This window comes from Corynebacterium sp. LK2590, from assembly GCF_040946105.1.
Taxonomy (GTDB): Bacteria; Actinomycetota; Actinomycetes; order Mycobacteriales; family Mycobacteriaceae; genus Corynebacterium.
Genome location: NZ_JAYWMH010000007.1, coordinates 1 through 23802, shown reverse-complemented (window position 1 = coordinate 23802; position 23802 = coordinate 1). Strand labels below are relative to the sequence as shown.

The following is a 23802-nucleotide window of genomic DNA, read 5'->3' as shown; positions in this document are numbered from 1 at the left end:
ACGCTTTTCATCACAACTCTCGCTCTCCTTTGTGGCTAAAGAGATCGTCGAAGCTCTCTTTTTCTCGCACATCTTTTCGAGCTGACGACTGGTTTGTCGTAGGCATACGGCATAATTAAGTCAAGTAACAGTCTTTATCATTTAAACAGAACGGAAATCAGGACACACATGTCTTCATCTACTTCGCTCTACCAGGCAGTCTGGCAGACTGCGGACACCTATTTGCGAGGTGTTGTCCCCCGCCAGTCCTACGGCGATTACATCCTCCCCTTCACGGTTCTGCGCAGGCTGGAGTGTCTACTGGAGCCCACGAAGGACGCGGTGCTGCAAACCATCAAACACACTAAGTTTCCCGAATCCATGTGGGGACCGCTGATCCAGTCCGACCATGGACTGTCGTTCTACAACACCTCGGAACTAGCTCTGGGAGTCATCGGCGGCAGCGACGACCACGTTAAAAAAGGCATGCTCACCTACCTTGATGCCTTCTCCGACAACGTGCGCGAAGTGTGGACCGCCTTCAAATTCCCCGAACTGTTGACCAAGCTCGAGGAAAATAACGTCCTGTGGGGCGTGGTCAAGCACTTCGCTGGCATCGATCTCTCGGATGAAGCCCTCGGCGAGAACGCTATGGGCAACCTTTTCGAAAACCTCATGTACCGATCCTTCAGCGAAAATGGTCAGGTCGCCGGTGAGTTCTACACCCCACGTGATGCCATCCGCATGATGGTCGACGTCCTACTGGCCAGCGATGACGACGGCCTCTACGGCCAAGCCCCAGCCCGTACCGTCTACGACCCAGCGGCTGGTACCGGCGGCATGCTGCTGGTCGCCAAGCGAGCCATGGAAGAACTCAACCCAAATATCGAGGTCTCTGTGCACGGCCAGGAAATGATGGCCGAGTCCCTGGCTCTGGGCAAATCAGACCTCATCGTCTCCGGCATCTCCCCGGACGCCATCCGTGATGGCGATACCTTGGCCAATGACCGCTACGAGGGCGAACTCTACGATTATGTGCTCTCTAACCCACCGTACGGTACTGACTGGAAGCGCTCCAAGGACGCGGTAGAGCGCGAAGCCAAGATCGAAGGCTCACGCTTTAGCCACGGCCTGCCTCCAGTATCTGATGGGCAGATGCTGTTTCTTAGCCATGTCGTTCATAAGCTCAAGGACAAAGAACACAACACCACCAAGGGCGGGCGTGCCGGTGTTGTTACTAACGGCTCTCCGCTGTTCACTGGTAGTCCGGAGTCTGGTCCAGATAAGATCCGTAATTGGCTGATCAACAGCAATCTCATCGACGCTATCATCGCGCTGCCGACGGAGATGTTCTACAACACCGGCATTGCCACCTACGTGTGGATCCTCGACAAAAACAAAGAACCCAAGCGCGACGGTAAAATCCAGTTGATCGACGCTACGAGTATCTGGACTTCCATGCGCAAGAGCATGGGAAACAAGCGCCGCGAGTTCTCCGACCAGGACCGCGAGTTCATCCTCGGTCTCTATAACGACTTCGAGGGCGCTGACCCGGAGTACTCCAAGGTCGTCACCCCTGATGAGCTGGGGTTCACTGATGTGCCGATGTACCGGATCATGCATTACTCCACCTTCATCAACGATGAAACCGTAGCTGCCGCGATGGAGCACAAGCAAGCACTCACCGGCCATGAAGCTGTCATCCGTTCCTGCGAGGGTATGGCCTGGAACGACCTGCCGACACACCTACGCAAGGAAGCCAAGGCCGCAGGCTTGAAGATGGGGGCGGGACTGCTCGGCCACATCATGAACGCCGTTGCTACGGAGGACGACAGCGCTCCGGAGGCAGTCGATCACAAAGGCAACAAGGTTATCGATAAGGCATCTAAGATCACTGAACGCATCCCTCTAATCGAGGATATTGACGAGCACATGGCTCGTGAGGTGTTGCCTTTCGCGCCGGACTTGGTTTGGGACATGACTGAATCCAAGGTGGGTTACGAGATTCCGATGACGAGGCTGTTCTACAAGCCGGAAGAAATGCCTTCACTCGAAGAACTCGACGCCGAGATCGAGACGGTGCTGGAGTCCATCCGTGAACGCTTTCAGGAGGTCAAGGAGTGATGAATGACGTAAAATGGGATATGGTTCCTCTCGGCTTAGTCGCAGAATTCCATACAGGCTGGACCCCTCCCTCCGGCGATGACAAGTATTACGGTGGAGGTCATAAATGGGCGAACATTTCTGATGTAGGAAATCGTGATCTCTATGAGACGGAGAGAACGATTTCGGATTATGCTCTTGAAAGGCAAGCCGGAGCGAAGCCCGCGAATCCTGGGGATCTGCTTTTTCCTTTCAAGCTTTCCATCGGAGCAGTTTCATTTGCCCGTGAAAAGATGTATACCAACGAAGCTATTGCAGTATTTCCTCCGAATGAGAAATTCGATCTTCGCTTTTTCTATTACGCCTTACCGTATTTTTTATTAAAGAACGCTGGCGTCAATATCTATGGCGCTCCATTGCTAAATGCCACTCTAATAAAGCAGGCTCGTGTTCCAGCTCCTCCTATTGAGTCGCAGCATCGTATTGCTGACTTCTTGGATCGGGAGACATCCGAGATCGACGCTGCAGTCGCTGACCTAGACAAGTATGTGAAGCTGTTGGAGAAACGGCGTCGTGCATTGGTGCATGAAACGCTAGTGCTCCGTAAAGGGCCTGGATCGGGATTGTCGATCGGTGATTCCCAGCGAGGAAGGGTCGGATTCGTTACACGGTTGTTGAGGAGGGGAATTTCTCCAAGCTATGTGGACGAGGGAGTTCCGGTAATCAATCAAAAGTGTGTGCGGACTGGTGGCTTTTTAGATATTGCCAGCTGTCGCTTCCATGACTCAGGTGCTAGAAATATCGGTCTTGACTTGACGATCCAGCCTGGCGACACACTTATCAATTCTACGGGCACCGGCACTCTGGGCCGCTCCTGCACGGTAGGCGAGATTTCTGTTCCCACTACTTGGGACAGTCATGTCACCCTCGTAAGGCCAAATATTGATATAGCAGACCCCGGTTACCTTGGCTGGACGATCTTGAGCCAAGAATCTAAGTTGGTTGAGTTCAGCACAGGAAGCACTAATCAAATTGAACTGTCGCGTGACACTATATTCAATCTCGATTTTGTCAGTATTCCGCTGGATCTACAGAAGGAGGTCTCGGCTTACCTCAACAGGGAGACTGCCGAAATCGACTCTCTTATTGCTGATTCCACTAGGCTGCGTGATCTTCTTCTGAAGCGTCGTTCTGTCCTGATCACTGAGGTTGTTACTGGTAGGAAGCAGGTTTAATCGTGGGTATTCAGTCAACGATGGAGAAGGCGTTTGAGGACGCCATCGTTAATCACTTGAGTCAGTCTGGCTGGTTGACCGATACCGGCAGCAACCCTGGCTGGGATAAGGCTCGGGCTTTATATGTTCCTGATGTCTTGTACTGGCTTGAGACCCAGTACCCGGAGGAATTCGTCAAGGCCGTGCCCGAGGGCCTGACCGGCGTCCAGCGCGACGTCTACGTCGCCAAACTCCTGGACCGCCTCGTCGAGATGCTCGACAAGGCACCTATTCTCAACGCGCGGACGAAGAAGGTCCAGCACGGTCTGCTTGGCACCCTCCGGAACGGGTTTTCTCATGCCCAGCGCGGACAGATGAAGGCCACCTTCGGATCTATGGTGGCTTTCTACCCGGAGAACCCGCTTTACACCAGCGCCATCGAAGACGCCGCCAGCAACCGGCTGCGTGTGCTGCGCCAGGTGCCCTTCGATGTCACGGGCACGGACACGCTGGATTTGGTGCTCACTGTCAACGGCATCCCCGTGGCGACGATGGAGCTGAAGACCGACAACACTCAGGCAGTGCGCGACGCGGTCAAGCAGTACAAGGTGGATCGGGCCCCGGGCAAGAACCGCCCGTTGCTCAAGCCTGGCCGGGCTCTGGTGCACTTCGCGGTGTCCAACCAGGAGGTCTACATGACTACCGCACTTGCTGGTCTGGACACGTTCTTCCTGCCGTTCAATAAGGGCAACGGCGGCCATGCTGGCAATCCTTCCAACCCGTCCGGCTCAGACACCGCCTACCTGTGGCAGGAGGTCCTCTCCCCGGAGCTGTTCCTGCGGATCCTGCGTGACTACGCGCTGTGGGAGCCAGCGTCGAAGGGCAACTCCGGGCGGCTGATCTTCCCCCGCTACCACCAGCTGCGTGCTACGGAGAAGGTCATCGCCGACATCTCCGGGCAAGGCCCGGGCGGGCGCTACCTGATCCAGCATTCGGCGGGATCGGGCAAGACAAAGACGATCGCGTGGATGGCCCACCGAGCAGGCCGCCTTATCAACGACTCTGGCCAGCCAGTCTTCGACTCGGTCATTGTTGTCACCGACCGCACTGTCCTCGACGACAACATCAGGGAGGGCCTTGACCTGCTGCGTGCCTCCGAGGGGCTGGTGGTCAACGTCGACAACAAGCTCGGCTCGAAGTCGAAGACTTTGGAAGCTGCCCTTGACCAGGGCGGGCACATCATTTCGTGCACTATCCAGACCTTCCCGGCTCTGGCGAAAATGATGGAGAAGTCCCCGTCCCTGGCCGGGCGCAGCTATTGCGTCATCATTGATGAGGCCCATTCCTCCCAGCACGGTGAAGCGGCTGCGCAACTGCGTAAGATCCTCGTCGACGTCGAGATGCCCGACGATGAGGACGTCTGCGCTGATGACGTGCTCCTGGCCGTGGATAAGGCAGTGGCCAACTCCCCGAACTTGAGCTTCATCGCTCTAACGGCCACGCCGAAGGACAAGACGCTGGGTGCCTACGGTGTCAAGGACCCGCACAACCCGGACCGGCTGGTGGCGTTTGACACCTACCAGATGAGCCAGGCCATCGAGGAGGGGTTTATCCTCGACGTGCTGGCTAATTACACCACTTACGCCATGTTCGCCCGCATCCGTGACGAGCTGGGCCGCGAGGACACCGTCAACTTCGGGGAGGCGGTCTCCGACATGGTGCGGTTTGTGCGCATGCACCCGACATCGATTGCGCAGAAGGTCGAGGTCACTGTCGAGCACTTCCGCCGCAACGTCATGCACTACCTGGGCGGCACTGCCAAGGCCATGGTGGTTGCTCCGGACCGGTTGTCGGCGGTGACGTGGTCGCACAAGATGAACGAGTACATCGCCAAGCGCGGATACAGCGACATGACCACGCTGGTGGCCTTCTCCGGTTCGCTGACTTACGGTGATGGCCCCGACGCTGTCGAAGTTAGCGAGACTTCGATGAACGGGGTGAAGGACACGGCCCTGCACTTTCGGGAAAATGATGATGCCAAGGTGCTTATTGTGGCGAACAAGTTCCAGACCGGTTTCGATGAGCCACGCCTGTGCGCGATGTATATCGACCGGGCCCTTGGCGGGGTGCAGGCGGTGCAGACCTTGTCGCGTCTAAACAGGGTTTTCCCCGAGAAGCCGAACCCGATGGTGGTGGATTTCGTCAACGAGCCAGCCGCCATCCTGGAAGCGTTTAAGCCCTACTACCAAGACGCCTACATCGCCGACGATATCCCTGCCAATGCTTTGGCTGACCTTGGGGATCTTCTCGATGCGGCCGCGTTCTACACGCCAGAAGAACTCGACGCGCTGGCGGATGCCTACATCGCGCGCGCGGATGGGGAGACCCTGCAGGGGCTGGTCTCTCCGATGAGGGCCCGATGGAACAGCCATATGCGCGACGCCCGGCTTCGCTCGGACAAGACGGCCTATGACGAGGGCAAGGCGTTTCGGGCCAACCTCATTAAGTACGCCCATGCGTGGGAGTTCCTTAGCCAGATCATTGACTACCAGGACGCGCTGCTGCATAAGCGCGCCATCGTCGCCGGGGTGCTGGCCAAGAACCTCAACATGGAGCGCCAGGACGATGATGACGACTACACCGTCGGCATCGAACTCGTCGGCGTGGCTGTGGAGCCGGTGGACCAAGAGCAAGATCTGCAGCTGGCCGCACAGGACATCGACGGCAAGCTGGAGCTACCTGGGTTCGACGGGTGCCCGGTCGGGGACAACTCCCCGGTGCAGGCGGCGTTTGCCGAGGCGATTGACCAGGTCAACCAGATTCTGGCGGCCGTGGGTATCGACGCTTCCGATGAGGCGACGAAGTCGGCGATCCGGGCCAGTTACGGCATCCTCGTTGAGGACAAAACGGTGCAGGCTCTGGCTCGGGAGAATGATGCTTCCCAGGTGGCTGGAACGAACGCCTTCAAGACGAAGGGGTTCGGGGCGATCATCACTGCTGCCCGCCAGTCTAACGAGGTCTATGAGGCGGTTACGGCGGATCCGGATAACCTGGACAAGTTCCTCGATGCGCTGGCACGCATGATCGTCGCTGCGAGAGAAGACGAGACTGAGGAAAAAGGGTAGGTGGGGCTTCGAAGAAAAGCTCCGGCGATATCTGCGGGCTGACCCCGGGGTAGTGCTCCAACGCGTGGGTGATCTCGCAAGATCTCTAGGCTTTCTGCCGCCTCCTCGATTTCCGCGCCAAACTGCGCGCCTACGTCAAGCTGGGAGTTTCTTTCCCAAATCGTCAACTTTGAGGACCCCTCCATGGTTAATCGTGCAGTGGTCGCCAAATACCTCTACCGCAATCTGCATGTCGACGATAACGACGAAGAAATCGTCGGCATTGCCGGAGTGGACGTTATCGGCGCGCGCGTCGGGGCAGCCACCGACCCAATGAACCTCGGGTTGACCGACGGCCACGGCGAGCTGGTCGGGCTGGAGGTGCCCACCTTTGGTGGTGGCGGGGCGGCTCAACCCGGTTCGGAAACCCTCGCTGCGTTCGACGAAGCCAACCAGATTCTGGAGGCCGCTGGCATTCCCGCCAACACGCCTGTGATGCGTCCATTCGTGCTCAACCTGTACGAAATGCTCCAGCAGGAAGAAAGTCTCCAGGAGATGGCGCGCGAAAACACCCGCGAGCAGCTGGAACAGGCCCCGGCACTGTCCGACGAGCTTTCATCAGCCCTGTTCACCCTCATGACGGCCAACGAGCAGTTGAGGGAGTTGTGTACCGGCGATATGGTGTCTATCGACAAGCTGCGCAAAGTGATGGCAACACTGCTTTCCCGCGCGGCCAACGACAACGCCCAGTAGCCCGCCCAAGCCCCTGCCTGCCGTTTACCCGTAGCACCGGCAGGGCAGGGGCGCAGTAACGCCAGGACGACGCATGAGCATTTACGACGACAGTGCCGCGGATGACGTGCCGGTGTGGGAGCCGCAGTCGCAGCCGATGACCCTCTCGGAGATTGCCGCCGAGGTGGGGTTGAGTCGAGAAGACATACATCAGTGGATGCGCGTGTATTCGGACTTTCCGAAGCCTTTGGGTTTGTCAGGGCATGATACAACCTTTGACCGAGCCGAAGTGTCCGCCTGGCTCCACAAAAATCACCTCCACCAGTACGAACGTGCGAACCACAACGATTTACAGACCGTGCGGGATATGGCGGAGGTCATCGGAATGGCACCGCACCGTCTTGCCACCCACCTGCGGCGAGTGCCAGGCGCACCCACCCCGATGATTGGTTTCGATGACACCACCGGCCGCAGGCTACGCGTCTACAGCGCCAGGGAGGTATCCCGATGGATTGAACAGCGATTCCCCGGCCGTTACAACACCCAACAGCTGTTCTACGAAGCTACAGCCAAGTGACCTCACTAAGCCCCAGGCGGGTTCTTGCGACGACATTTATTGTCGGGTGCATGGCTGTGCTTCGGAGGCGAAAATCCCCACGGTGTGCGGGGGTACACAATGGTGTGTAGTCCGTCGAGGTAGTCGGCCGCATGAGGAAATTTCTACCCACAGAACTCTACATGTCGACAAAGTGAATGTCCTCATTCAGCGTTTCGGTGACATTGTCGATCCAGCTGCTCTAGTCGAGGGGCAATCTGCCTAACCAGCCGTTGGCGAGACTGATGACAGGAAGAATTGGGGTAGGTATCGGGCGATAAACGGGGGTAGAGGACGGTCACTGCACAACGACCGATTGCAAAATTTGCAGACGAACGCATAATATCCACGTTCATTTTTAGTGCCTGACCTGGCGTGCTTGCGCAGTTCGTGGATAACTGAAATTATCCACGAACTGCGCAGGTCAGCGCGGGGGTGAACGCTTTTTTAGCCGGTTGCAACCGGCTAATCTGATGACGCCGACGAGGAAACCACGATCGAGATGAAAGGGGCACGGTTATGGAGAACGCTGAAGCGACTCCGCAAAGCCAAAGGGCAAAAGTTTGTATTCCTGCCTCGCATTTTGGTCGGCGGCGTGCTCGTTGGGTACCTGAGGATTCGTATGTCAGGCTGGAGGTGCGGTTGCCCGCGCCAATGGTCAGACGGCTGACAATGTTGGCCAACGCTCGGGGCGCGTCGATTGCCCGAGTGGTGACGGACGAACTGGACCATTTAGTTGGTGACGAAGCTAAGTTTGGCCTTGAGGAGGACAACTAGATTCGAACTTCCAGTGTCAAAACTGAAACAAAGCGCTGATCCTGCCAGATCGCGCTTTGTCAGTGCACGAAGGCCGTTGAGCCTCGTGCTGATATCCATTCAAAACCTTCCAGGGAATTAAACGGAGATGTGATTATCTTGTCATGCCTAAAAGCAAATAGCAATAGTGCCACCCCATCCAACGTTTTGAGTATGGGGGCGGTGAGCGTTCGTGGGTAGGTTTACGGCTCTTGCAGCAGCAACGCCCGTTCTGGAAAAGCCCACTTCCAGGGACTTTGTGCCCAGGGACGTGTCGACTGTCTCGGTGATAGGTCAGGCGTCGCCGTCGCGGGTGCGTAGGCTGACTCGGCGTACGCTGCCGGATGAGCAGCGTTATCTGCGGCTACGCGAGGTGGGAATCCACCGCCCAGCGGGACCCCTACGAAGTGAAGCCATCGCGCGAGCAGCTCTCGTCCAAGCACATACCCGCGTTCTTGATGAGGTCGCTGATGCTAAGGCCGCGCGTGTTGTAGCGCGATATCTCTACGATGAAGCACTCGTGCATAGCGCTGTTGATGAAGAACGGGCGCTGACGCGTGGTGCTGTTGATCGGTGGCTTTTCCGTGACGACGTTTTTAGCCGTAAGTCGCAGCGCACGTACCGCACGATTCTTTATGCTGCAGGTCGGACATTGTATCCTCACGAATTTCCTGAGCCGCATCGCCACCGCGGGCCTCGACGCAAGGCGGTCCCGGCGGCGGAGCTTTCGCTGGAGGCTGAGCTGTACGCCGTCGCTGCGAACCTTCGGCCAATGCTGCAGGCGCAGTTGTTGACGATTTTGGATCTCACCACTGGGGCAGGTCTGTCGTCCCAGGAAATCCGTCAACTGCGCGGCAGCGACATTTCGCCCCTAGAGCTGCGCGAACACACGGCTGTCCAGATCGCGGTGCGAAAGCGCGGTGTTGTCTCTCGCGTGGTGCCCGTGGTGTGTCCTGTTCGAGGTCACCGGCTTTTGACGCGAGCACGCGACGTCGGTGGCGGATATGTTTTTCCGATTGTTGGCGATTCTATGCCTCGAAACGCCGTCTGTCACGTGTCGGAGGAGCTCGTTGAGCAGGGTTTTCCTGGATTTAATGCTGCTGCGCTGCGCAACCGTTGGGTGGTAAGGCTGGCCTCTGACCCGGGGGTGCCGGCTGCGATGCTGATGAAACTGGCGGGAATTGCTGACCTGCGGGTTCTCCATGATTTGGAGGCGGACCTGCCGCAGTTTACGCCGGAGGATGAGGCGAGAGCCTTGCTGCGATCTGAGGGGAGGTACCTCTAATGGCCGTTGCGATGCAAGAACCAAGAATCATGATTTCTCCCGATTATGTGGAGCACTGTGCTGCGGTTATTGAAAAATCTGGTGCGCACAAGATGATCGATTTCTATTTTCGACAGGACCGTGGCGTGGGTGGACGAAAATCCACCGGCCCGCGGTATTCGATGCTGGGCGTGCTCACTGTGGGTTTGGCTTTGATTGGGATTCGGCGTGTGCCCTCGATGGCAGAAATCTGGCGCACCCTATGGACCCTAGACCCCGCCCAGCAGGCCCGGCTTGATCTAGACCTTTGCCGTGGTGAGGGCACGTACCGCGCTTTTGTCATGTGGCTGACCCGGAGGCTTGAGCCGCTTGATTCACTGCCGGAAGCTCCTGCGCGTCGTGTGAAAAATGGCGATCATCGCCGAATGCTGGCAGCACGATCAATCGAGCAAGAGGAGGCTTCTGAGGTTGCGTCCGAGAGACTCCATCAGGTTATAAACGCGCTGGTAGCAGGCTCAATCCATGAGCAAGCCCCCAAGGGGTATCGCGGCGATGTCGTCGCCGACGAAACCATTATTGATTTGGCGGGCCAGTCGACGGGACTAGGCAGTCGTGACAATAAGCGACGTGGTGCTGCGTACTCGGGTCGCTACTACATCAGGGATCGGGAGGATCATTCGCTGCATTCCGAGCTGGGTAATCGTCGCAGTACCAAAGGTGGCGTTGCCGTCGGCATTACTGCTGTAAGTCGTGTCGGGCCACCACGAGCCGTGTACTCGGTCGCCCCGGTGATAACAGGAATTTCCATCGATAAGCCAAGCTCCGGGTCGGTGCCGGGACTGACGCGGGCTATCCGATTTCATCAAGAAAATGGTTTTGACCAGCGCATTCAACGCGGGCGTCTGCCATTGCTGACCGGTGACATGGGCTACAACAACAAACAACATTTTAATGATGAATTGCTTGCCGCGGGCTATGCACCCGTGGTGCGCTATCCCCGAAACTGGAGAACAATTTTCGCATCCGACACCGCAGCTGGGGATGAACCTGCCAGTGGACCATTGCAAATCGCAGGGGAGTTTTACTGCCCTGCTGCACGCGAAATCGCAGGCACCGGCAAGATCGTTCGCCGCACCATGGAACTGCTCGCCGAAGACGATGGTTTTGAGCGCCAGGATGCCCGTCTCGAAGCCTTATTCCCGCTGATCATGGGGACGAATTCGCGGCCATATCGTGCACGTCAAGGCCGCGGTCGCCCTCGTAAGGATGAAAAAGAGTCTGAAAAGCCCGTGAAAATTGATTTGGTCTGCCCTGCAGTACAAGGACGGGTGCGATGCCCACTCAAACCAGCATCGATGACACTCGCATCCGAAGACGCCCCGGAGATTTCACCGAGCTGGACTGCCGATCATTATAAATGCTGCGCGCGCTCGAGTATCACCCACGCATTTACCGCTGACCAGTGGAAACGCGCGCAATGGGGGCTTGTCCCCGGCTCTTGGGAGCATGCGACGTATTACGAGGCCGCCCGCGCTATTACTGAGCAGCGTTTTTCAATCATGAAAAGCCCACATATCACCGGCATGGAATCTTTTAAAAGGGGTGTTCGGCGTGAGCCGATGCTCTACATCACTCTCGCCTTGTGGGTGGCCTCGACTAACCTTGCGATCCAAGAGCAATTCGAGCGGAAAACCGCAGGTCAAGACTCCATGACACGACGACTTCGCATGGTGCGTGAAGACACCGGCCGGGACCTTGCCAAAGTCCCGCCCCGAACTTAAATGTCTGGGAAATAGTCTTAAACGTATGTTCTAATGCTCACCTGGCCTTTTCTAGGTGGGCATTTTTTATGTCGCCTCTTTGTGCTAGGCGCTCTCGCCGACCGGCTGAGCGGTGATTCTAGGGCCGTATTTGGGCCACTTAGGGTAAGGGTGTGGGCGGAATTAATTCTCGGGAGATTACATAAGTGCTGCTCGGGAGATGCTTTTTGAAAAGCTGTGTTGAGCTGCCATCGTGAACATCACACAGCGAGCAGTTGAACAAGCTGCACCACCGGAAGTAACAAACTCGAAAGGGTATGTTACCTCCGGTTTCTTTCATTTTTCAATCTTTGAGGTGCGAAGATTGCATGCGTGGGGATTGAGGGTGCAAATCCCACTGTCGTGGGTTTGATGGGGTAGTCGATGTTGCGGAAGCCTTGGCATCGGCGTGGGTTGTGCTTCGTACGTTGTTTCAAAAACGGGTTTCATCAAACGGAACAAAACCTGGGGCACTTCAGAGCGCAAAAAGCTTCAGGCCGCAAACGCACTTCGACAGAGTCGTGGAAAAGGTACCCGCGGACGGGTGCTAGCAACAGCGATGGACATCTTGACGCAGACAGGAAAGACTCCGTCAGGACGAACCATAGGTCAGGAATTGGGCATCACCCGTCAGCAAGCTAATCGCCATCTGAAAGCTCTGCGCGAAGCCGGACTTATTTAACTGCAAAGTGGAACATGCCGTAAGCAATATACGGTTTCCCTGCCGCTAGGCAGTTAGATAAAACCCTACGTGAAGAAAACCTTGTACAGCAGTATCCCTAGCTATTGTCCACCGGCAGCACCAGGAGTGCCCCAAAGAATGCGGCTCCACAGGCGAAGGCTAGGACGATGGCCCAGCATCCGGCGACGATGACCCCCCACAGCACGACCTCGACGATGACGAGCAGACCAAAATTTTTCTGAGCGTTTTATCCAAGAACCGATCATCTTATAAGGGTGTGCACACCTCGATGCCAATTTGGGGTGCACCCTAAGTGAACGTTTTTGAATTACAACTTCTCCCTGTTCGGTAGGGTTAGATTATGTCTAACAGAACAGAACCGTCACTGCCTCTAGACATCAATGAACATCAAGACGTGGTTCTGGGACAGAAAGTCGGTTACGCCCGGGCGAGCTCCTTGGAGCAGAATTTGGACCGCCAACTTGATCAGCTCCTTGCGGCCGGGGGCGTCCCAGATTTACAAGGAGAAGGTCAGCGTTTCGACCCGGCACCGCCCCCAGTTGGAGGAAGTGCTGCGGTATCTGCGAAAGGGCGACCAGCTCATTGTCAAGAGCATGGATCGTCTCGCCCGCTCACTGGTAGATCTGCACACGATTGTCGAGTCCCTCGACTCGAGCGAGGAGTTCCACGGAGCCGGCCACATCAAGAAGCTCGACGTCGGGGAAGAGGACAACGGAGATGCGTCGGAGGCTCATGGCCGTCACGCTACCCAGCGCAGCGGGGTGCGCCACGTACAATTGCAGGCATGCTGAAGAACTGGTGGCGCGCCTCGCTGCCCGGTGACCGCGTCCTCGCCGGCTTCGCTGCGATCCTGGCGGTGCTGTATTCCATGGGGCCGGGGGAGACGTCGACAAGCGTTGCGGTGCTGCAAGCGGTGGTGTCGTGGTGCTTTGTGCCGTTTTTCTGGGTGTGGCGCTCCCGCCCGGTGCTCAGCGCGGCGGGGTTCACCGCGTGCCTGGCCGCGTGGGCGGGGACGTGGTTTCTGGCGCTGCCGCTGAACTCGGGTATCTCGCCGTGGCTCGTGGCGGCCCCGATGGCGGTCTATGCCACGTCGCGCTACTGCGAGGACCGGCGGGTTCCGCGGTTCATCACGGCTGTCATGTTCGCGGGCACCTTCGCCTCGCCCGTGATGTGGCGGCTGCTGGACAACCTGGAGTTGCGCTACGTGGGCGCGGCCGATGCAACGTACCTGGCGGCGATCCACTGGCTGCTCCTCGCGCTGATGTACGTCGCGGGCGCGCGCGGGCACGGGGCGATGCTGCGGCGGCGCGCGGAGGAGGCGGAAAAGCTGGGTCGCCTGCACGCGGCGCAGGAGGAGGAGAAGCTGCTCATCGCGCGCGAGCTTCACGACGTCCTTGCGCACTCTCTCACCCTGATGAAGGTGCAGGCCAGCGCGGGCATTGTGGCGTCGAGAGGCGATGCCCGGGCTGCGGTGGAGGCGCTCGAGACCATCCGCTCGACATCTGACCGGGCTCTGGCCGAGGTCCGCGGTATCGTGCGCGCGCTGCGCGGGGTGGGGGACGCCGACCTGCAGCCTTCACGCACCCTCTGGGACATCCCAGGAATCCTGGAGGGTTTCCGGGCCGCCGGGTTGACTGTCGAGGCGAAGCTGCCGCGCGAGCTGCCCGAGGTGTCGTCGCTGGTGGGCCTGGCGGCGGCGCGGATCGTGACGGAGGCCCTGACGAACGTGCTGCGCCACCAGGGTTCGGGCAGTAGCGTCGTGGTGGAGCTCGAGCCCGGCGAGGCCCTGGTGCTGGACATCACGTCCCGGGGAACACCGCAGGCGACGCGGGGCGGGGGAGCCGGGCTGATCGGCCTGGAGGAGCGGGCCCGCTCCCTCGGCGGCACGCTGAGCGCCGGGGGCACGCCCGAGTTATTCCGCGTTCACGCCGAACTACCCTTGAGGAGTGACAGATGAACACCCGCGTCCTGCTTGCCGACGACCAGGTCATGCTCGCCGAGGCCCTCTCCACCATCCTCAACGCGGCGCCCGGCATCAAGGTTGTCTCCCGGGCCGCCGACGGCGCCGAGGCGATCGCGGCAGCCGGGCGCCACATTGTCGACGTAGCCGTGCTGGACATCCGCATGCCCGTCATCGACGGGATCGCCGCGGCGAAGGCGATTATGGCGGCGCACCCCGATGTGCGGGTCATCATGCTGACCACCTTCGACGACCCCGAGCTCGTCGAGGCTGCGCTCGCGGCCGGGGTGCACGGGTTCCTGCTCAAGGACGCCGACCCTGAGGTGCTCGTCTCCGCCGTGCGCAGTGTCGCCAGGGGAGAGTCGGTGCTGGCCAGCCGGGTCACCGGGCACGTCCTCGCCGCCTACCGGGCGGCGCTGAGCTCGGGTGGGGAGCTGTCCCCGCAGCAACGCCAGGGGCTGAGCCTGGTCACCCCGCGCGAGATGGACGTGCTGCTGCTCGTTGCCGAAGGCGCCACGAACGCCGAGATCGCGCAGCAGCTGTGCGTCGCGGAGACGACGGTGAAGACGCACATCTCCTCGCTTTTGGCCAAGCTGCATGCCCGGGACCGGGTCGCGCTCGTGCTCATCGCGCAGCGAGCAGGCGCCTCCTCCTAGGGGAGGAGTCCGCGGCGTGGGATTTCGTCTCCGGGGCGGATCCGCCGGCGTCCGTCGCGTGGAAGACTCCCAGGTATGAACAGCATTTCCTTCCACGGAGTATCCAAGAGCTTTGGCGCCCAGCGCGTTCTCGACTCGGTCAGCTTCGATGTGGCGCAGGGCCGCGTCCACGCCCTGCTCGGCCGCAACGGCGCGGGCAAATCCACTCTCATCTCGATCCTCCTCGGCCTCATCCCCGAGGACGCGGGCCAGGTGCTCGTCAGAGACAAACCCCGCACCCGGGCATCGCTGCGCCACATCGGCGCCTCCGTCAACGGCCCGGCCTACTACGCCCACCTTTCGGCGCGTCGGAACCTGCTGGTGCACACGCGCCTGCTTGGACTGCCGGACGCCGAAGCGGACCGCGCACTCGCCGTGGTCGGGCTGACGGACGCCGGCACGAAGAAGACCCGCAGCTTCTCGACGGGAATGAAAGCGCGCCTGGCCCTCGCTCAAGCCATCCTGGGAGACCCGGAGATCCTGGTGCTGGACGAACCGCAGAACGGGCTCGACCCCCAGGGCATCACCGAGCTGCGCGGCCTGCTGCGGGACTGGGCACGCCGGGGAAGCACCGTGCTTGTCAGCTCGCACCAGCTCGGCGAGGTGGTGCACCTCACCGACGACGCCACCATCCTGGCGGGAGGCGACGTGCGCTACTCCGGGCCGCTGGGTGAGCTGGCCCCTACCGGCGACCTGGAGACCGAGTTCTTCCGCCTCACTGCCGCGGGGGAGGAAGCATGAGCCGGTACCTTTCTGCGGAGCTGCTCCGGGCGCGCGGGTCGGCGTTGCAGTGGCTGCCGCTGCTGGCGGTGCCCCTCGTTCTGGTCACCTACGCCCTCGCCAGCGTGACCGACCCGCGCGAAGATGCCGTGGGCGTGCTGATGTGGCAGGCCATCTACCTCACAGGGATGGCTGCGCCGCTGGCCGCGCTTTTCGGAGCTGTGGCCGAGGCGCGGGAAAAGAAGGCCCGCTGCGGGGGGACGCAGTGGCAGCCGGTGAGTATGCGTCGCCAGCGTGCCGCGCGCCTGGCGGTCGTGCTGCTCAGCCTGGCCGTGTTCCATGTGCTCAACTTCGGCGGCACGTGGCTGCTTACCGTGTCCCGACCCGGGAGCGGGACAATCCTGCTGCTCGGGGCGCTGGCCTTCGCCGGGGCGATCGGCCTCGCCGGACTGGGGGCCGCGCTGGCGCGGGTGAGCAACCTCATCGTGGCCGTCGCGGTGTTCTTCGTGTGGCAGATCGTGGGGACGCTGAAACCCTTCGCGGAGGGCGAGCACTGGTGGGTGTGGCCCATGTCCTGGCCCGTCCGGCTGGTGCTGCCGGTGCTGGGGGTGCACCAGAACGCGGTGCCCCTCGAGCCGGGGTCGCCTCTGGCCGCCGAAAAGCCCTGGCTGGCGCTCGGGCTGTGTATTGCGCTGGCGGCGGTCGGTGCGGCGGCCGCGGTGTTCACCCCCGGATGGACGGGGCGGGGGCGGGGGCGTCGAGAAGCGAAAAGCGCCGTTTCCGCCGCTGTCCCCGCGCCCGCCGTCGCCCGCCGCGGGTCGGGGCGGCCGCGCCCGTTGCGGGCGATGACCAGCGCGGGGCTCACCCCGGCCCTGGCAGGATGCGTGGCGTTGTCGGTGATGGCGATGGGCCTGACCTGTCTGATCTACCCGGCCTCGTACGTGCACGGCTTGTTTTCCTTCGTGGTCCTGCCGCTTGGCGCGGGGCTGCTGCCGGTGCTGGTGTGGCCTCAGGTGGAGGGGGCGTGGGCCGTGATGCGCGTGGAGTATGCGCGCAGCGCGCGGGTCTTGCTGCTGTGGTGCTTGCTGTGTGCCCTCGCCGTGTGCTTCGCCGCCAGCTTGTTCGGACTCGCCGCGGGAGGCACGCTTGTCGACGAAGCGCGCCGGTTCCTCGTCGCCGCCCTCGTGGGCTACGTGGTCCTCCTCCTGTCGTTTCTGGTGCTGCTGCGCACCGGGGCCGCGGCCGCCGTCGCAACGGTGGTGGTCCTGGCAATCTTCTCTGTCACCCTCGGCGGGGATGTCCTGGCGCAGACTCCACTGTGGATCGTCGCGCTGCCCTCCTGGCCCGAGACGGCGGAGGGGGCGGGGCGCCTGGGCACGGCGCTGGCTCTTGGGGGAGTGCTGGCGGTTCTCCTGCACTGGCGGGCGGAGCGGGCGCTCGGCCGGCGCGTCGGCTGAGCTGGGCGAAGCCTTCGGCGCGATATAACAAATGCTCGTTAGTAAATGCTAGTCAGTCGATTAACTGCCGAGGAGTGGTGCGGCTCTTCTCGACTAACACGCATTCACTAACGAGCATGTGGATCCGATCCCGGGGGCGGCGCTCTAGGGTATGAACGGAAGGGCAAGAATTCACGATTTCGGTATTTGTCAACCTGTTGTGAGTCGTTGGTGGTGAAGATTGATGCCAACGATAGGGTTTGAAGTGCCCTGGGTTTTGTTCCTTGACTTCGTCAACGACCCCGCCAAAGTGCTTGAGGATTTCCAGCTCTACTACAAGTCAGCCTCCCTGCCGGACAACGTTGACCCATCCATCCTGTTTGAGGTCGCCAACGACCTCGACGCAGCTGGCATCTACACCGAGGCCGACATAGATGCGGTCGCCGAAATCTATTTCAAAACCAAAGACACCATCGGTGCCATCAGGGACAACGACCAACCTGCCACAAGTCAGTCCTTGGTGTCGGACCGGCCACTAAGCTGTAAACGTTCAATTCTATAGCCCGTTCTTCCTACAGTTAGGAGACCAATGTCCCCGTCAACAAAAAAGTCTCAGCGCGACAACCTGCATAAAACCCTCGGCAACATTGCCAACGAACTCCGAGGCAAAGTCGACGGCTGGGACTTCAAAACTTATGTCTTAGGTACCCTGTTCTACCGGTACCTGTGTGACCACCTCGTCCACATCATCAACACCGAACAATGGGAAGCTGGAGATCCCGACTTCGATTACGCAACCCTTACTGACGAGGAAGCCGAATCCGAGCGCGGCACCTTCACTGAAATGCTCGGCTATTACATCCTTCCCTCCCAGCTTTTTGCCGTTCTAGCCACCGGCGCGGCCGACAACGATAACCTCAACGTCGACCTGAAAAACGCATTTAACGCAGTCGAAGAATCCACCGCCGAAGCCGAATCTGCAGATGATTTCGAAGGACTCTTCCAAGACTTCGCTGTCGATTCCAACAAACTCGGCGGCACCGCAGTCGAACGCTCCAAACGGCTGGCCACTATCATGCAAGCCATCGCCAAACTCGACCTTGGTGAGTTCGGAGACACCGACATTGACGTGTTTGGCGACGCATACGAGTACCTGCTGCGCATGTATGCCTCCAACGCCGGGCGCAGCGGCGGTGAACACTTCACCCCGCAGGAAGTTTCCTACATCCTGGCCACCATCGCTGCCAACAAGCGAACCACCATCCGCCGCGCCTATGACCCGTGCGCCGGCTCCGGCTCACTCCTGTTCCGCTTTGTCCGCGTCATGGGCCTCGACAACATCACCGAGGGCCTCTACGGCCAGGAAATCAACCCCACCAACCATTCCTTGTCGCGCATGAACATGCTGCTCCACGGGGTTCCATTCGAAAAATTCGACATTCGCCTGGGGGACACCCTGGAAAACCCGAAGCACCTGGACGTACAGCCGTTTGATGCCATCGTCTCCAACCCGCCATACTCTCAAGACTGGTCGGGTAAGGACGATGTAACCAACATCAACGACGAGCGTTTTGCACCCGCAGGAGCCGTTGCCCCTAAAGGCTACTCTGACCTCGCTTTTACCATGCACATGCTCCACCACCTAGAAGAAGACGGCGTCGCAGCTATTGTCGAGTTCCCCGGCATCCTTTACCGTGGCAGCGACGAGATGAAAATCCGTAAATATCTTGTCGACAATAACTTTGTTGACGCGGTAATCCAGCTTCCCCCCAACCTCTTCTTTGGCACCCCGATTAGCACCGTGATCTTGGTGCTCAAAAAGAATCGCGACACCACCGATGTTTTGTTCGTGGACGCGTCTGCCGAGTTCGTTAAGAACGGGGGGCAAAACACTCTGTCCAAGCAAAACCGGCAGAACATTATCGACCTTTACTTCAACCACGCCGAGGTGGACTACAAGGCTGCGCTGGTGTCTCCAGAGGATATTGCAAGCAGAGACTACAACTTGTCGGTAAACACCTACGTGGAAAGAGAAGACACCCGCGAAGAAATCGATATCGAGCTACTTAATGCCGAGATTGCCGAGACGATCACCGCCCAGGAAGCACTGCGGCAGCGGGTGGACGAAATTATCGCCGAACTCAGGGCTGACGAGGTGGCCTAACCATGAGCACACTCAAGCAATTACTAGACCAGTATTGCCCCGACGGCGTGGACTACGTTCGGTTGAAAGATGTCGCGGTACGCCAGAGGGGAACCGCTATCACGGCTGGAAAAATGCAGGAATTAGATTGTGCTGAGGGCGACGTGACTGTGTTTGCAGCAGGCAGCACTAAGGCTACGGTCATGTCCAATAATCTGCCCGAAAAGGCAATCCATCGAGACCCAAGCATCGTGGTGAAAGCACGCGGCTACGTTGATTTTGTCTATTACGACGAACCCTTCACAACAAAGTCCGAGCTTTGGTCCTATCGCGCAGGCGGGGAGGAGCTCAACATTAGGTTTGGCTGCTACGTATTGCAGGAGAACAGTGGTCATTTTCAGGAGATCGCGCGACTTAACGGGGTGAAGCTGCCACAGCTTAAAGTTTCGGACACGGATAGTTATTTGATCCCCCTCCCACCACGTGAAGTTCAGGACAAGATCGTCAATTTTCTGGATGTGTTCGCCTCTGTGGGCGACAACCTAGGCCTGGAGGTCGAGCAGCGCGAGAAGCAGTTTCACGTTTACCGCGAGCAAATTTTCTCTGAGATTTGCAGTACCTCTCCTGCATCGACTCTCGCTGGAATTTCAGATGAAATAAAAACAGGAGCAACGCCTAAGGCCGGTAACGGAGACTATTACGAATACGGGACCATTCCCTGGCTGCGTACGAGCGAGATTAACTTCAATAGGATTGCCGCGACCGAATTGTGCGTGACGGACAAAGCCCTTGCTGAAACTGCAATCAAGTGGGTCAAAGCTCCAAGCGTGGTTGTGGCTATTTCAGGGGCAACTGCTGGGAAATCCGCAATTCTGGATATTCCAGCTACAACGAATCAGCACTGTTGCTGCATGCACATCGACGAGTCGGTTGGTGACTATCGTTATGTTTTTCATTGGACGGCAATGAACTACTCCGAGCTGAAATCTCTCGGACGTGGTGCACGTGGAGATCTCAACATGAAGATCATTAAGAGTTTTGAAATCCCTCTCCCTCCGTTGTCCGTCCAGCAGGATATTGCGGACAAGCTCGACACCATGCAAGCCCTGATTGACAACCTTAAACACGAGCGTGACCTGCGTGGAAGGCAGTTTGAGTACTACCGCAGTCGCTTGCTGGATTTCACCGCTAAGGAGTCTGAGGACAATGACTAACCCCTACACGTCGTCTGCTTCCGATTCTTACCGACTCGCATCGACCGATGATGCGACGGTTGTGACTGAATACACGCCAGGCCCCCGCGACGACAAGGACTATCAGTCGGAGCATGCGCTGGAGGAACACCTCATCTCCACGCTGGTCAGCCAAGGCTATCGCCGTGTCCACATCAACGACGAAGATGGTCTGGTAGCCAACCTGCGCGCCCATGTGGAGCGGTTGAACGATTGCGAGTTTACAGACCATGAGTGGAAGCGTCTGCTTGCGGAGTTTATCGCCAAGTCGGAAGATTCCGTTCTGGACAAAACACGGCGCATCCAACATGAAAAGACTGTCTACACGTTCACGTTCGATGACGGGCGCCTGGACAACATTCGTCTTATTGATTTTGACAACCCGCATCACAATGTTTTCGAAGTGCTCAACCAGTACGCCGTTGACACTTCGCGGGGTGCTAAGCGCAACAACCGCTACGACGTGACAATCCTGCTCAACGGCCTGCCGATGGCACATATTGAGCTGAAGAAGCGTGGGGTTAGCCTGGAGCAGGCGTTCAATCAAATCAACCGTTATACCCGTGATAGCTTTTCGTCTGGCTATCGCTTATTCGACTATGTCCACGTCTTCGTTATTTCCAACGGTACGTTGACGAAGTATTACTCCAATACAACCCGCATGCTCCAGGTGAAGACGGCTTCGGGGGAGCGGGGGCGCACGGTCAAAAAGTCGAACTCGTTTAAATTCACCATGTGGTGGAGTGATGCGAAAAACAAGCAGATTACTGAACTGATCGACTTTGCGCGCACATTCCTCGCCCAGCGCAGCCTGTTCAATATCGTCACTAAATTCTGTGTCCTCGACACCACCGATACGCTGTTGATTATGCGCCCCTACCAGGTGGTGGCCACTGAGCGGATTTTGAACAAAATCAAGTCCAACATCAACAATCCCAAAGTGCTCGGCACCCGCGACGCGGGCGGCTACATTTGGCATACCACCGGGTCAGGAAAGACACTGACTTCGTTTAAAACGGCTCAGCTGGCCACGCAGTTTAGCGAGGTAGCCAAGGTTGTTTTCGTCGTTGACAGGCAGGACTTGGACTATCAGACGATGAAAGAGTACGACAAGTTTGCCAAAGGCGCGGCCAATGGCAATAACTCTACTAAGGTTCTGCGTCAGCAGCTTGCCGATGATGATGTGAAAATTATCGTTACTACTCTGCAAAAGCTCAATCACCTCGCTGGTGGAAGTGAGTCGCTGGACGTGTATAACCAGCATGTCGTGTTCATTTTTGACGAATGCCACCGCTCGCAGTTTGGTTCGATGCACAAGCGCATTGCCAAGCGGTTTAAGAAAACGTCGATGTTTGGCTTTACGGGCACGCCTATTTTCCATACCCCGGAAGATGAGGCTAAACGCCGGTCAAACACTCCCGTGGTTGAAACGACGGAGCACGTGTTTGGTCCGAAGCTGCATACGTACATCATCACTGATGCTATCCGTGATGGGAACGTGCTGCCGTTTAACATCCAGACCTATGACACGATGCAGGCCGCCGTGGCTAATGACGAGGAAATCTCGGCTATTGATCGGGAGAAAGCGCTGCTGGCCGAGGAGCGCATCTCCAAGGTTGTCACCCATATCCTCGATAACTATTCGGCGCATACCAGTCGGTCATCGGTGTTTTCCCACAAGGTCCAGGACTACGATCCTGCTGCTTATAAGCAGGGGCGTGAGACGGAAACGCGGGTGGCTTCTGTCCGAGGCTTTAACGCTATGTTGGCCACGAGTTCGATTACTGCTGCGAAGCTGTACTACAACGAGTTTGCTAAACAGATGGCCGAGCTGCCGGAGGGTAAGCGACTGAAAATCGCGACCATTTTCTCCACTCCCTCCGGTGAGGCGGACGTTACCGACGCTGAGGGCTTCCTTATGGACGAAGATCTCTCGTCTGAGACGTTGGTGGGTGATGATAAAGATTTCCTGGCTGGTGCTGTGGAGGACTACAACGCTCAGTTTGGGGTCAATTTTTCGATTGCGGATCAGCAAGGATTCCAGAACTACTACCGTGATTTGTCCCAACGGGTTAAAAACCGTGAGGTCGACCTGGTCATCGTGGTCAATATGTTCCTCACCGGCTTCGATGCGGTTACGCTCAACACCTTGTACGTGGACAAGAATCTGCGTCAGCATGGTCTTATTCAGGCGTTTTCGCGAACCAACCGTATTTTCAGCTCGCGGAAAGTCGCAGGCAACATTGTTTGCTACCGCAATTTGGACGATGAAATTCATGACGCAGTTCAGCGTTTTGGTGACTCCGAGGCCTACAACGTGGTTGTCCTTAAGTCCTATGACCACTACCTGGATAAATACCGCACCGCTGTTGATGAGATGAAGCAACGGTTTGTGCCGGGTGAAATCCCTGCTGGGAATAAAGCGCAGCGTGAGTTCGTCACGCAGTTCACCGAGATCATGCGGCTTATCAATGTCCTCGACATGTTCGAAGAGTTCGGTGACGACACTTCTTTGTCACGTCGTGATATGCAGGACTACCAATCGGTTTACCTGCACATTCATGAGCAGATGACGAGATCTATCGGTGGAGAGCCGGTCGATGTTGTCGAAGACTTAGAGTTCGATATTCAGCTCGTCGGTAAGTTTGCTGTCGATGTTGACTACATCGTCTCCTTGGTGCTGGAGCTGAAAGATGCCCGCGGTCAACTATCTGACGACGACCATGAGCGTGTTCGTCGCGAAATGGACTCCTCGCCTCGCCTGCGCCTTAAGTCTGACCTGATTGAGCAGTTCATTGAGCAACTGCAGGGCCACTCCACTGCAGAAGAATTCTTCGAGATAGCGCGCCAGCGCTTTGTAACCGAAGTCGACGAGTTAATTGCCGCCTACCGATTGAAGACGGCTGAAACCTACAGGTTTGTCGCCCGCGGACTGGCCGTCGGTCATGTGTCGTCGGCAGGTATGGGCGCTGCCAGTATTCTGCCGCCGATGCGCCGGTTTGGCAGGGCCACCGGTCCGACTGTCTCCAAGGCGGAGGTTGTCGACAAAGTGAATGTCCTCATTCAGCGCTTCGGTGACATTGTTGACCCGGCTGCTCTAGTCGAGGGGCAGTCCGCCTAACCAGCCGTTAGAAAGGTTGCGTCCCTTAGCGTGGTGTACGAGTTAGTTCCTGTGATAGGCCCCGAGGGCAAATAGGGTGACCATCATGGGTTGCAGCTGGAACAGGCCCTGGCATTGTCCGACGAGCTTTCATCAGCCCTGTTCACCTTCATGACGGCCAACGAGTAGTTGAGGGAGTTGTTTACCGGCGATATGGTGTCTATCGAC

General features: G+C 58.2%; 18 protein-coding genes. All 18 read left to right on the top strand.

All coding sequences use genetic code 11. The features are described 5' to 3' along the window. Window positions 1–168 precede the first annotated feature (168 nt). The 18 genes from VVR85_RS09255 to VVR85_RS09170 all read left to right on the top strand — a co-directional run bounded on the left by VVR85_RS09255 (window position 169) and on the right by VVR85_RS09170 (window position 23595). Window positions 169–2103, top strand: coding sequence for an N-6 DNA methylase (locus tag VVR85_RS09255; protein WP_368520616.1), 1935 nt, complete (start codon window positions 169–171; stop codon window positions 2101–2103). Next, complete coding sequence (locus VVR85_RS09250; protein WP_368520615.1) at window positions 2103–3317, top strand: restriction endonuclease subunit S; 1215 nt, start codon at window positions 2103–2105, stop codon at window positions 3315–3317. The genes VVR85_RS09255 and VVR85_RS09250 overlap by 1 nt, the downstream gene beginning before the upstream one ends. Window positions 3318–3337: 20 nt before the next feature. Further along, complete coding sequence (locus VVR85_RS09245) at window positions 3338–6421, top strand: type I restriction endonuclease subunit R (RefSeq protein ID WP_409338207.1); 3084 nt, start codon at window positions 3338–3340, stop codon at window positions 6419–6421. Window positions 6422–6604: 183 nt separating this feature from the next. Further along, window positions 6605–7153 (top strand): hypothetical protein, encoded by a 549-nt coding sequence (locus VVR85_RS09240; protein WP_368520613.1) that lies wholly within the window; start codon window positions 6605–6607, stop codon window positions 7151–7153. A gap of 73 nt (window positions 7154–7226) precedes the next feature. Continuing rightward, a complete protein-coding gene (locus tag VVR85_RS09235; protein WP_368520612.1) occupies window positions 7227–7709 on the top strand; it encodes a helix-turn-helix transcriptional regulator in 483 nt (160 codons plus the stop codon). 537 nt (window positions 7710–8246) lie between these two features. Further along, window positions 8247–8504, top strand: a complete 258-nt coding sequence (locus VVR85_RS09230) for a hypothetical protein (RefSeq protein ID WP_368520611.1) — start codon at window positions 8247–8249, stop codon at window positions 8502–8504. Window positions 8505–9042: 538 nt separating this feature from the next. Beyond that, window positions 9043–9807 (top strand): hypothetical protein, encoded by a 765-nt coding sequence (locus tag VVR85_RS09225; RefSeq protein WP_368520610.1) that lies wholly within the window; start codon window positions 9043–9045, stop codon window positions 9805–9807. Next, on the top strand, window positions 9807–11567 hold the full coding sequence (locus VVR85_RS09220; RefSeq protein WP_368520609.1) for a hypothetical protein: 1761 nt from the start codon (window positions 9807–9809) through the stop codon (window positions 11565–11567). The genes VVR85_RS09225 and VVR85_RS09220 overlap by 1 nt, the downstream gene beginning before the upstream one ends. Window positions 11568–11994: 427 nt before the next feature. Continuing rightward, a complete protein-coding gene (locus VVR85_RS09215) occupies window positions 11995–12267 on the top strand; it encodes a helix-turn-helix domain-containing protein (protein ID WP_368520608.1) in 273 nt (90 codons plus the stop codon). A 401-nt stretch (window positions 12268–12668) separates the two neighbouring features. Continuing rightward, complete coding sequence (locus VVR85_RS09210) at window positions 12669–13079, top strand: recombinase family protein (RefSeq protein ID WP_368520607.1); 411 nt, start codon at window positions 12669–12671, stop codon at window positions 13077–13079. Next, the gene (locus VVR85_RS09205) at window positions 13073–14245 is read left to right on the top strand and encodes a sensor histidine kinase (RefSeq protein ID WP_368520606.1); all 1173 of its coding nucleotides are present in this window, start codon (window positions 13073–13075) and stop codon (window positions 14243–14245) included. Before VVR85_RS09210 ends, VVR85_RS09205 begins: the two co-directional genes overlap by 7 nt. After that, window positions 14242–14904, top strand: a complete 663-nt coding sequence (locus VVR85_RS09200; RefSeq protein ID WP_066492843.1) for a response regulator transcription factor — start codon at window positions 14242–14244, stop codon at window positions 14902–14904. Before VVR85_RS09205 ends, VVR85_RS09200 begins: the two co-directional genes overlap by 4 nt. A 75-nt stretch (window positions 14905–14979) precedes the next feature. Next, window positions 14980–15684, top strand: coding sequence for an ATP-binding cassette domain-containing protein (locus VVR85_RS09195; RefSeq protein WP_368520605.1), 705 nt, complete (start codon window positions 14980–14982; stop codon window positions 15682–15684). Beyond that, entirely contained in the window at window positions 15681–17120 is a 1440-nt protein-coding gene (locus tag VVR85_RS09190) for a hypothetical protein (RefSeq protein ID WP_368520604.1), read from the top strand. Before VVR85_RS09195 ends, VVR85_RS09190 begins: the two co-directional genes overlap by 4 nt. Before the next feature lie 244 nt (window positions 17121–17364). Continuing rightward, window positions 17365–17661 (top strand): hypothetical protein, encoded by a 297-nt coding sequence (locus VVR85_RS09185; RefSeq protein ID WP_368520603.1) that lies wholly within the window; start codon window positions 17365–17367, stop codon window positions 17659–17661. Window positions 17662–17688: 27 nt separating this feature from the next. After that, the gene (locus VVR85_RS09180; RefSeq protein ID WP_368520602.1) at window positions 17689–19263 is read left to right on the top strand and encodes a type I restriction-modification system subunit M; all 1575 of its coding nucleotides are present in this window, start codon (window positions 17689–17691) and stop codon (window positions 19261–19263) included. A 2-nt stretch (window positions 19264–19265) separates the two neighbouring features. After that, window positions 19266–20456, top strand: coding sequence for a restriction endonuclease subunit S (locus VVR85_RS09175; RefSeq protein WP_368520601.1), 1191 nt, complete (start codon window positions 19266–19268; stop codon window positions 20454–20456). After that, on the top strand, window positions 20449–23595 hold the full coding sequence (locus tag VVR85_RS09170) for a type I restriction endonuclease subunit R (RefSeq protein ID WP_368520600.1): 3147 nt from the start codon (window positions 20449–20451) through the stop codon (window positions 23593–23595). The genes VVR85_RS09175 and VVR85_RS09170 overlap by 8 nt, the downstream gene beginning before the upstream one ends. Window positions 23596–23802: the final 207 nt, after the last annotated feature.

Bases quoted from the DNA above. Each gene is read 5' to 3' on its own strand.
- VVR85_RS09195 (WP_368520605.1), top strand. From the start codon at position 14,980: ATGAACAGCATTTCCTTCCACGGAGTATCCAAGAGCTTTGGCGCCCAG.
- VVR85_RS09175 (WP_368520601.1), top strand. From the start codon at position 19,266: ATGAGCACACTCAAGCAATTACTAGACCAGTATTGCCCCGACGGCGTG.
- VVR85_RS09240 (WP_368520613.1), top strand. From the start codon at position 6,605: ATGGTTAATCGTGCAGTGGTCGCCAAATACCTCTACCGCAATCTGCAT.
- VVR85_RS09230 (WP_368520611.1), top strand. From the start codon at position 8,247: ATGGAGAACGCTGAAGCGACTCCGCAAAGCCAAAGGGCAAAAGTTTGT.
- VVR85_RS09235 (WP_368520612.1), top strand. From the start codon at position 7,227: ATGAGCATTTACGACGACAGTGCCGCGGATGACGTGCCGGTGTGGGAG.
- VVR85_RS09200 (WP_066492843.1), top strand. From the start codon at position 14,242: ATGAACACCCGCGTCCTGCTTGCCGACGACCAGGTCATGCTCGCCGAG.
- VVR85_RS09205 (WP_368520606.1), top strand. From the start codon at position 13,073: ATGCTGAAGAACTGGTGGCGCGCCTCGCTGCCCGGTGACCGCGTCCTC.
- VVR85_RS09180 (WP_368520602.1), top strand. From the start codon at position 17,689: ATGTCCCCGTCAACAAAAAAGTCTCAGCGCGACAACCTGCATAAAACC.
- VVR85_RS09250 (WP_368520615.1), top strand. From the start codon at position 2,103: ATGAATGACGTAAAATGGGATATGGTTCCTCTCGGCTTAGTCGCAGAA.
- VVR85_RS09245 (WP_409338207.1), top strand. From the start codon at position 3,338: ATGGAGAAGGCGTTTGAGGACGCCATCGTTAATCACTTGAGTCAGTCT.
- VVR85_RS09190 (WP_368520604.1), top strand. From the start codon at position 15,681: ATGAGCCGGTACCTTTCTGCGGAGCTGCTCCGGGCGCGCGGGTCGGCG.
- VVR85_RS09220 (WP_368520609.1), top strand. From the start codon at position 9,807: ATGGCCGTTGCGATGCAAGAACCAAGAATCATGATTTCTCCCGATTAT.
- VVR85_RS09210 (WP_368520607.1), top strand. From the start codon at position 12,669: ATGAACATCAAGACGTGGTTCTGGGACAGAAAGTCGGTTACGCCCGGG.
- VVR85_RS09170 (WP_368520600.1), top strand. From the start codon at position 20,449: ATGACTAACCCCTACACGTCGTCTGCTTCCGATTCTTACCGACTCGCA.
- VVR85_RS09255 (WP_368520616.1), top strand. From the start codon at position 169: ATGTCTTCATCTACTTCGCTCTACCAGGCAGTCTGGCAGACTGCGGAC.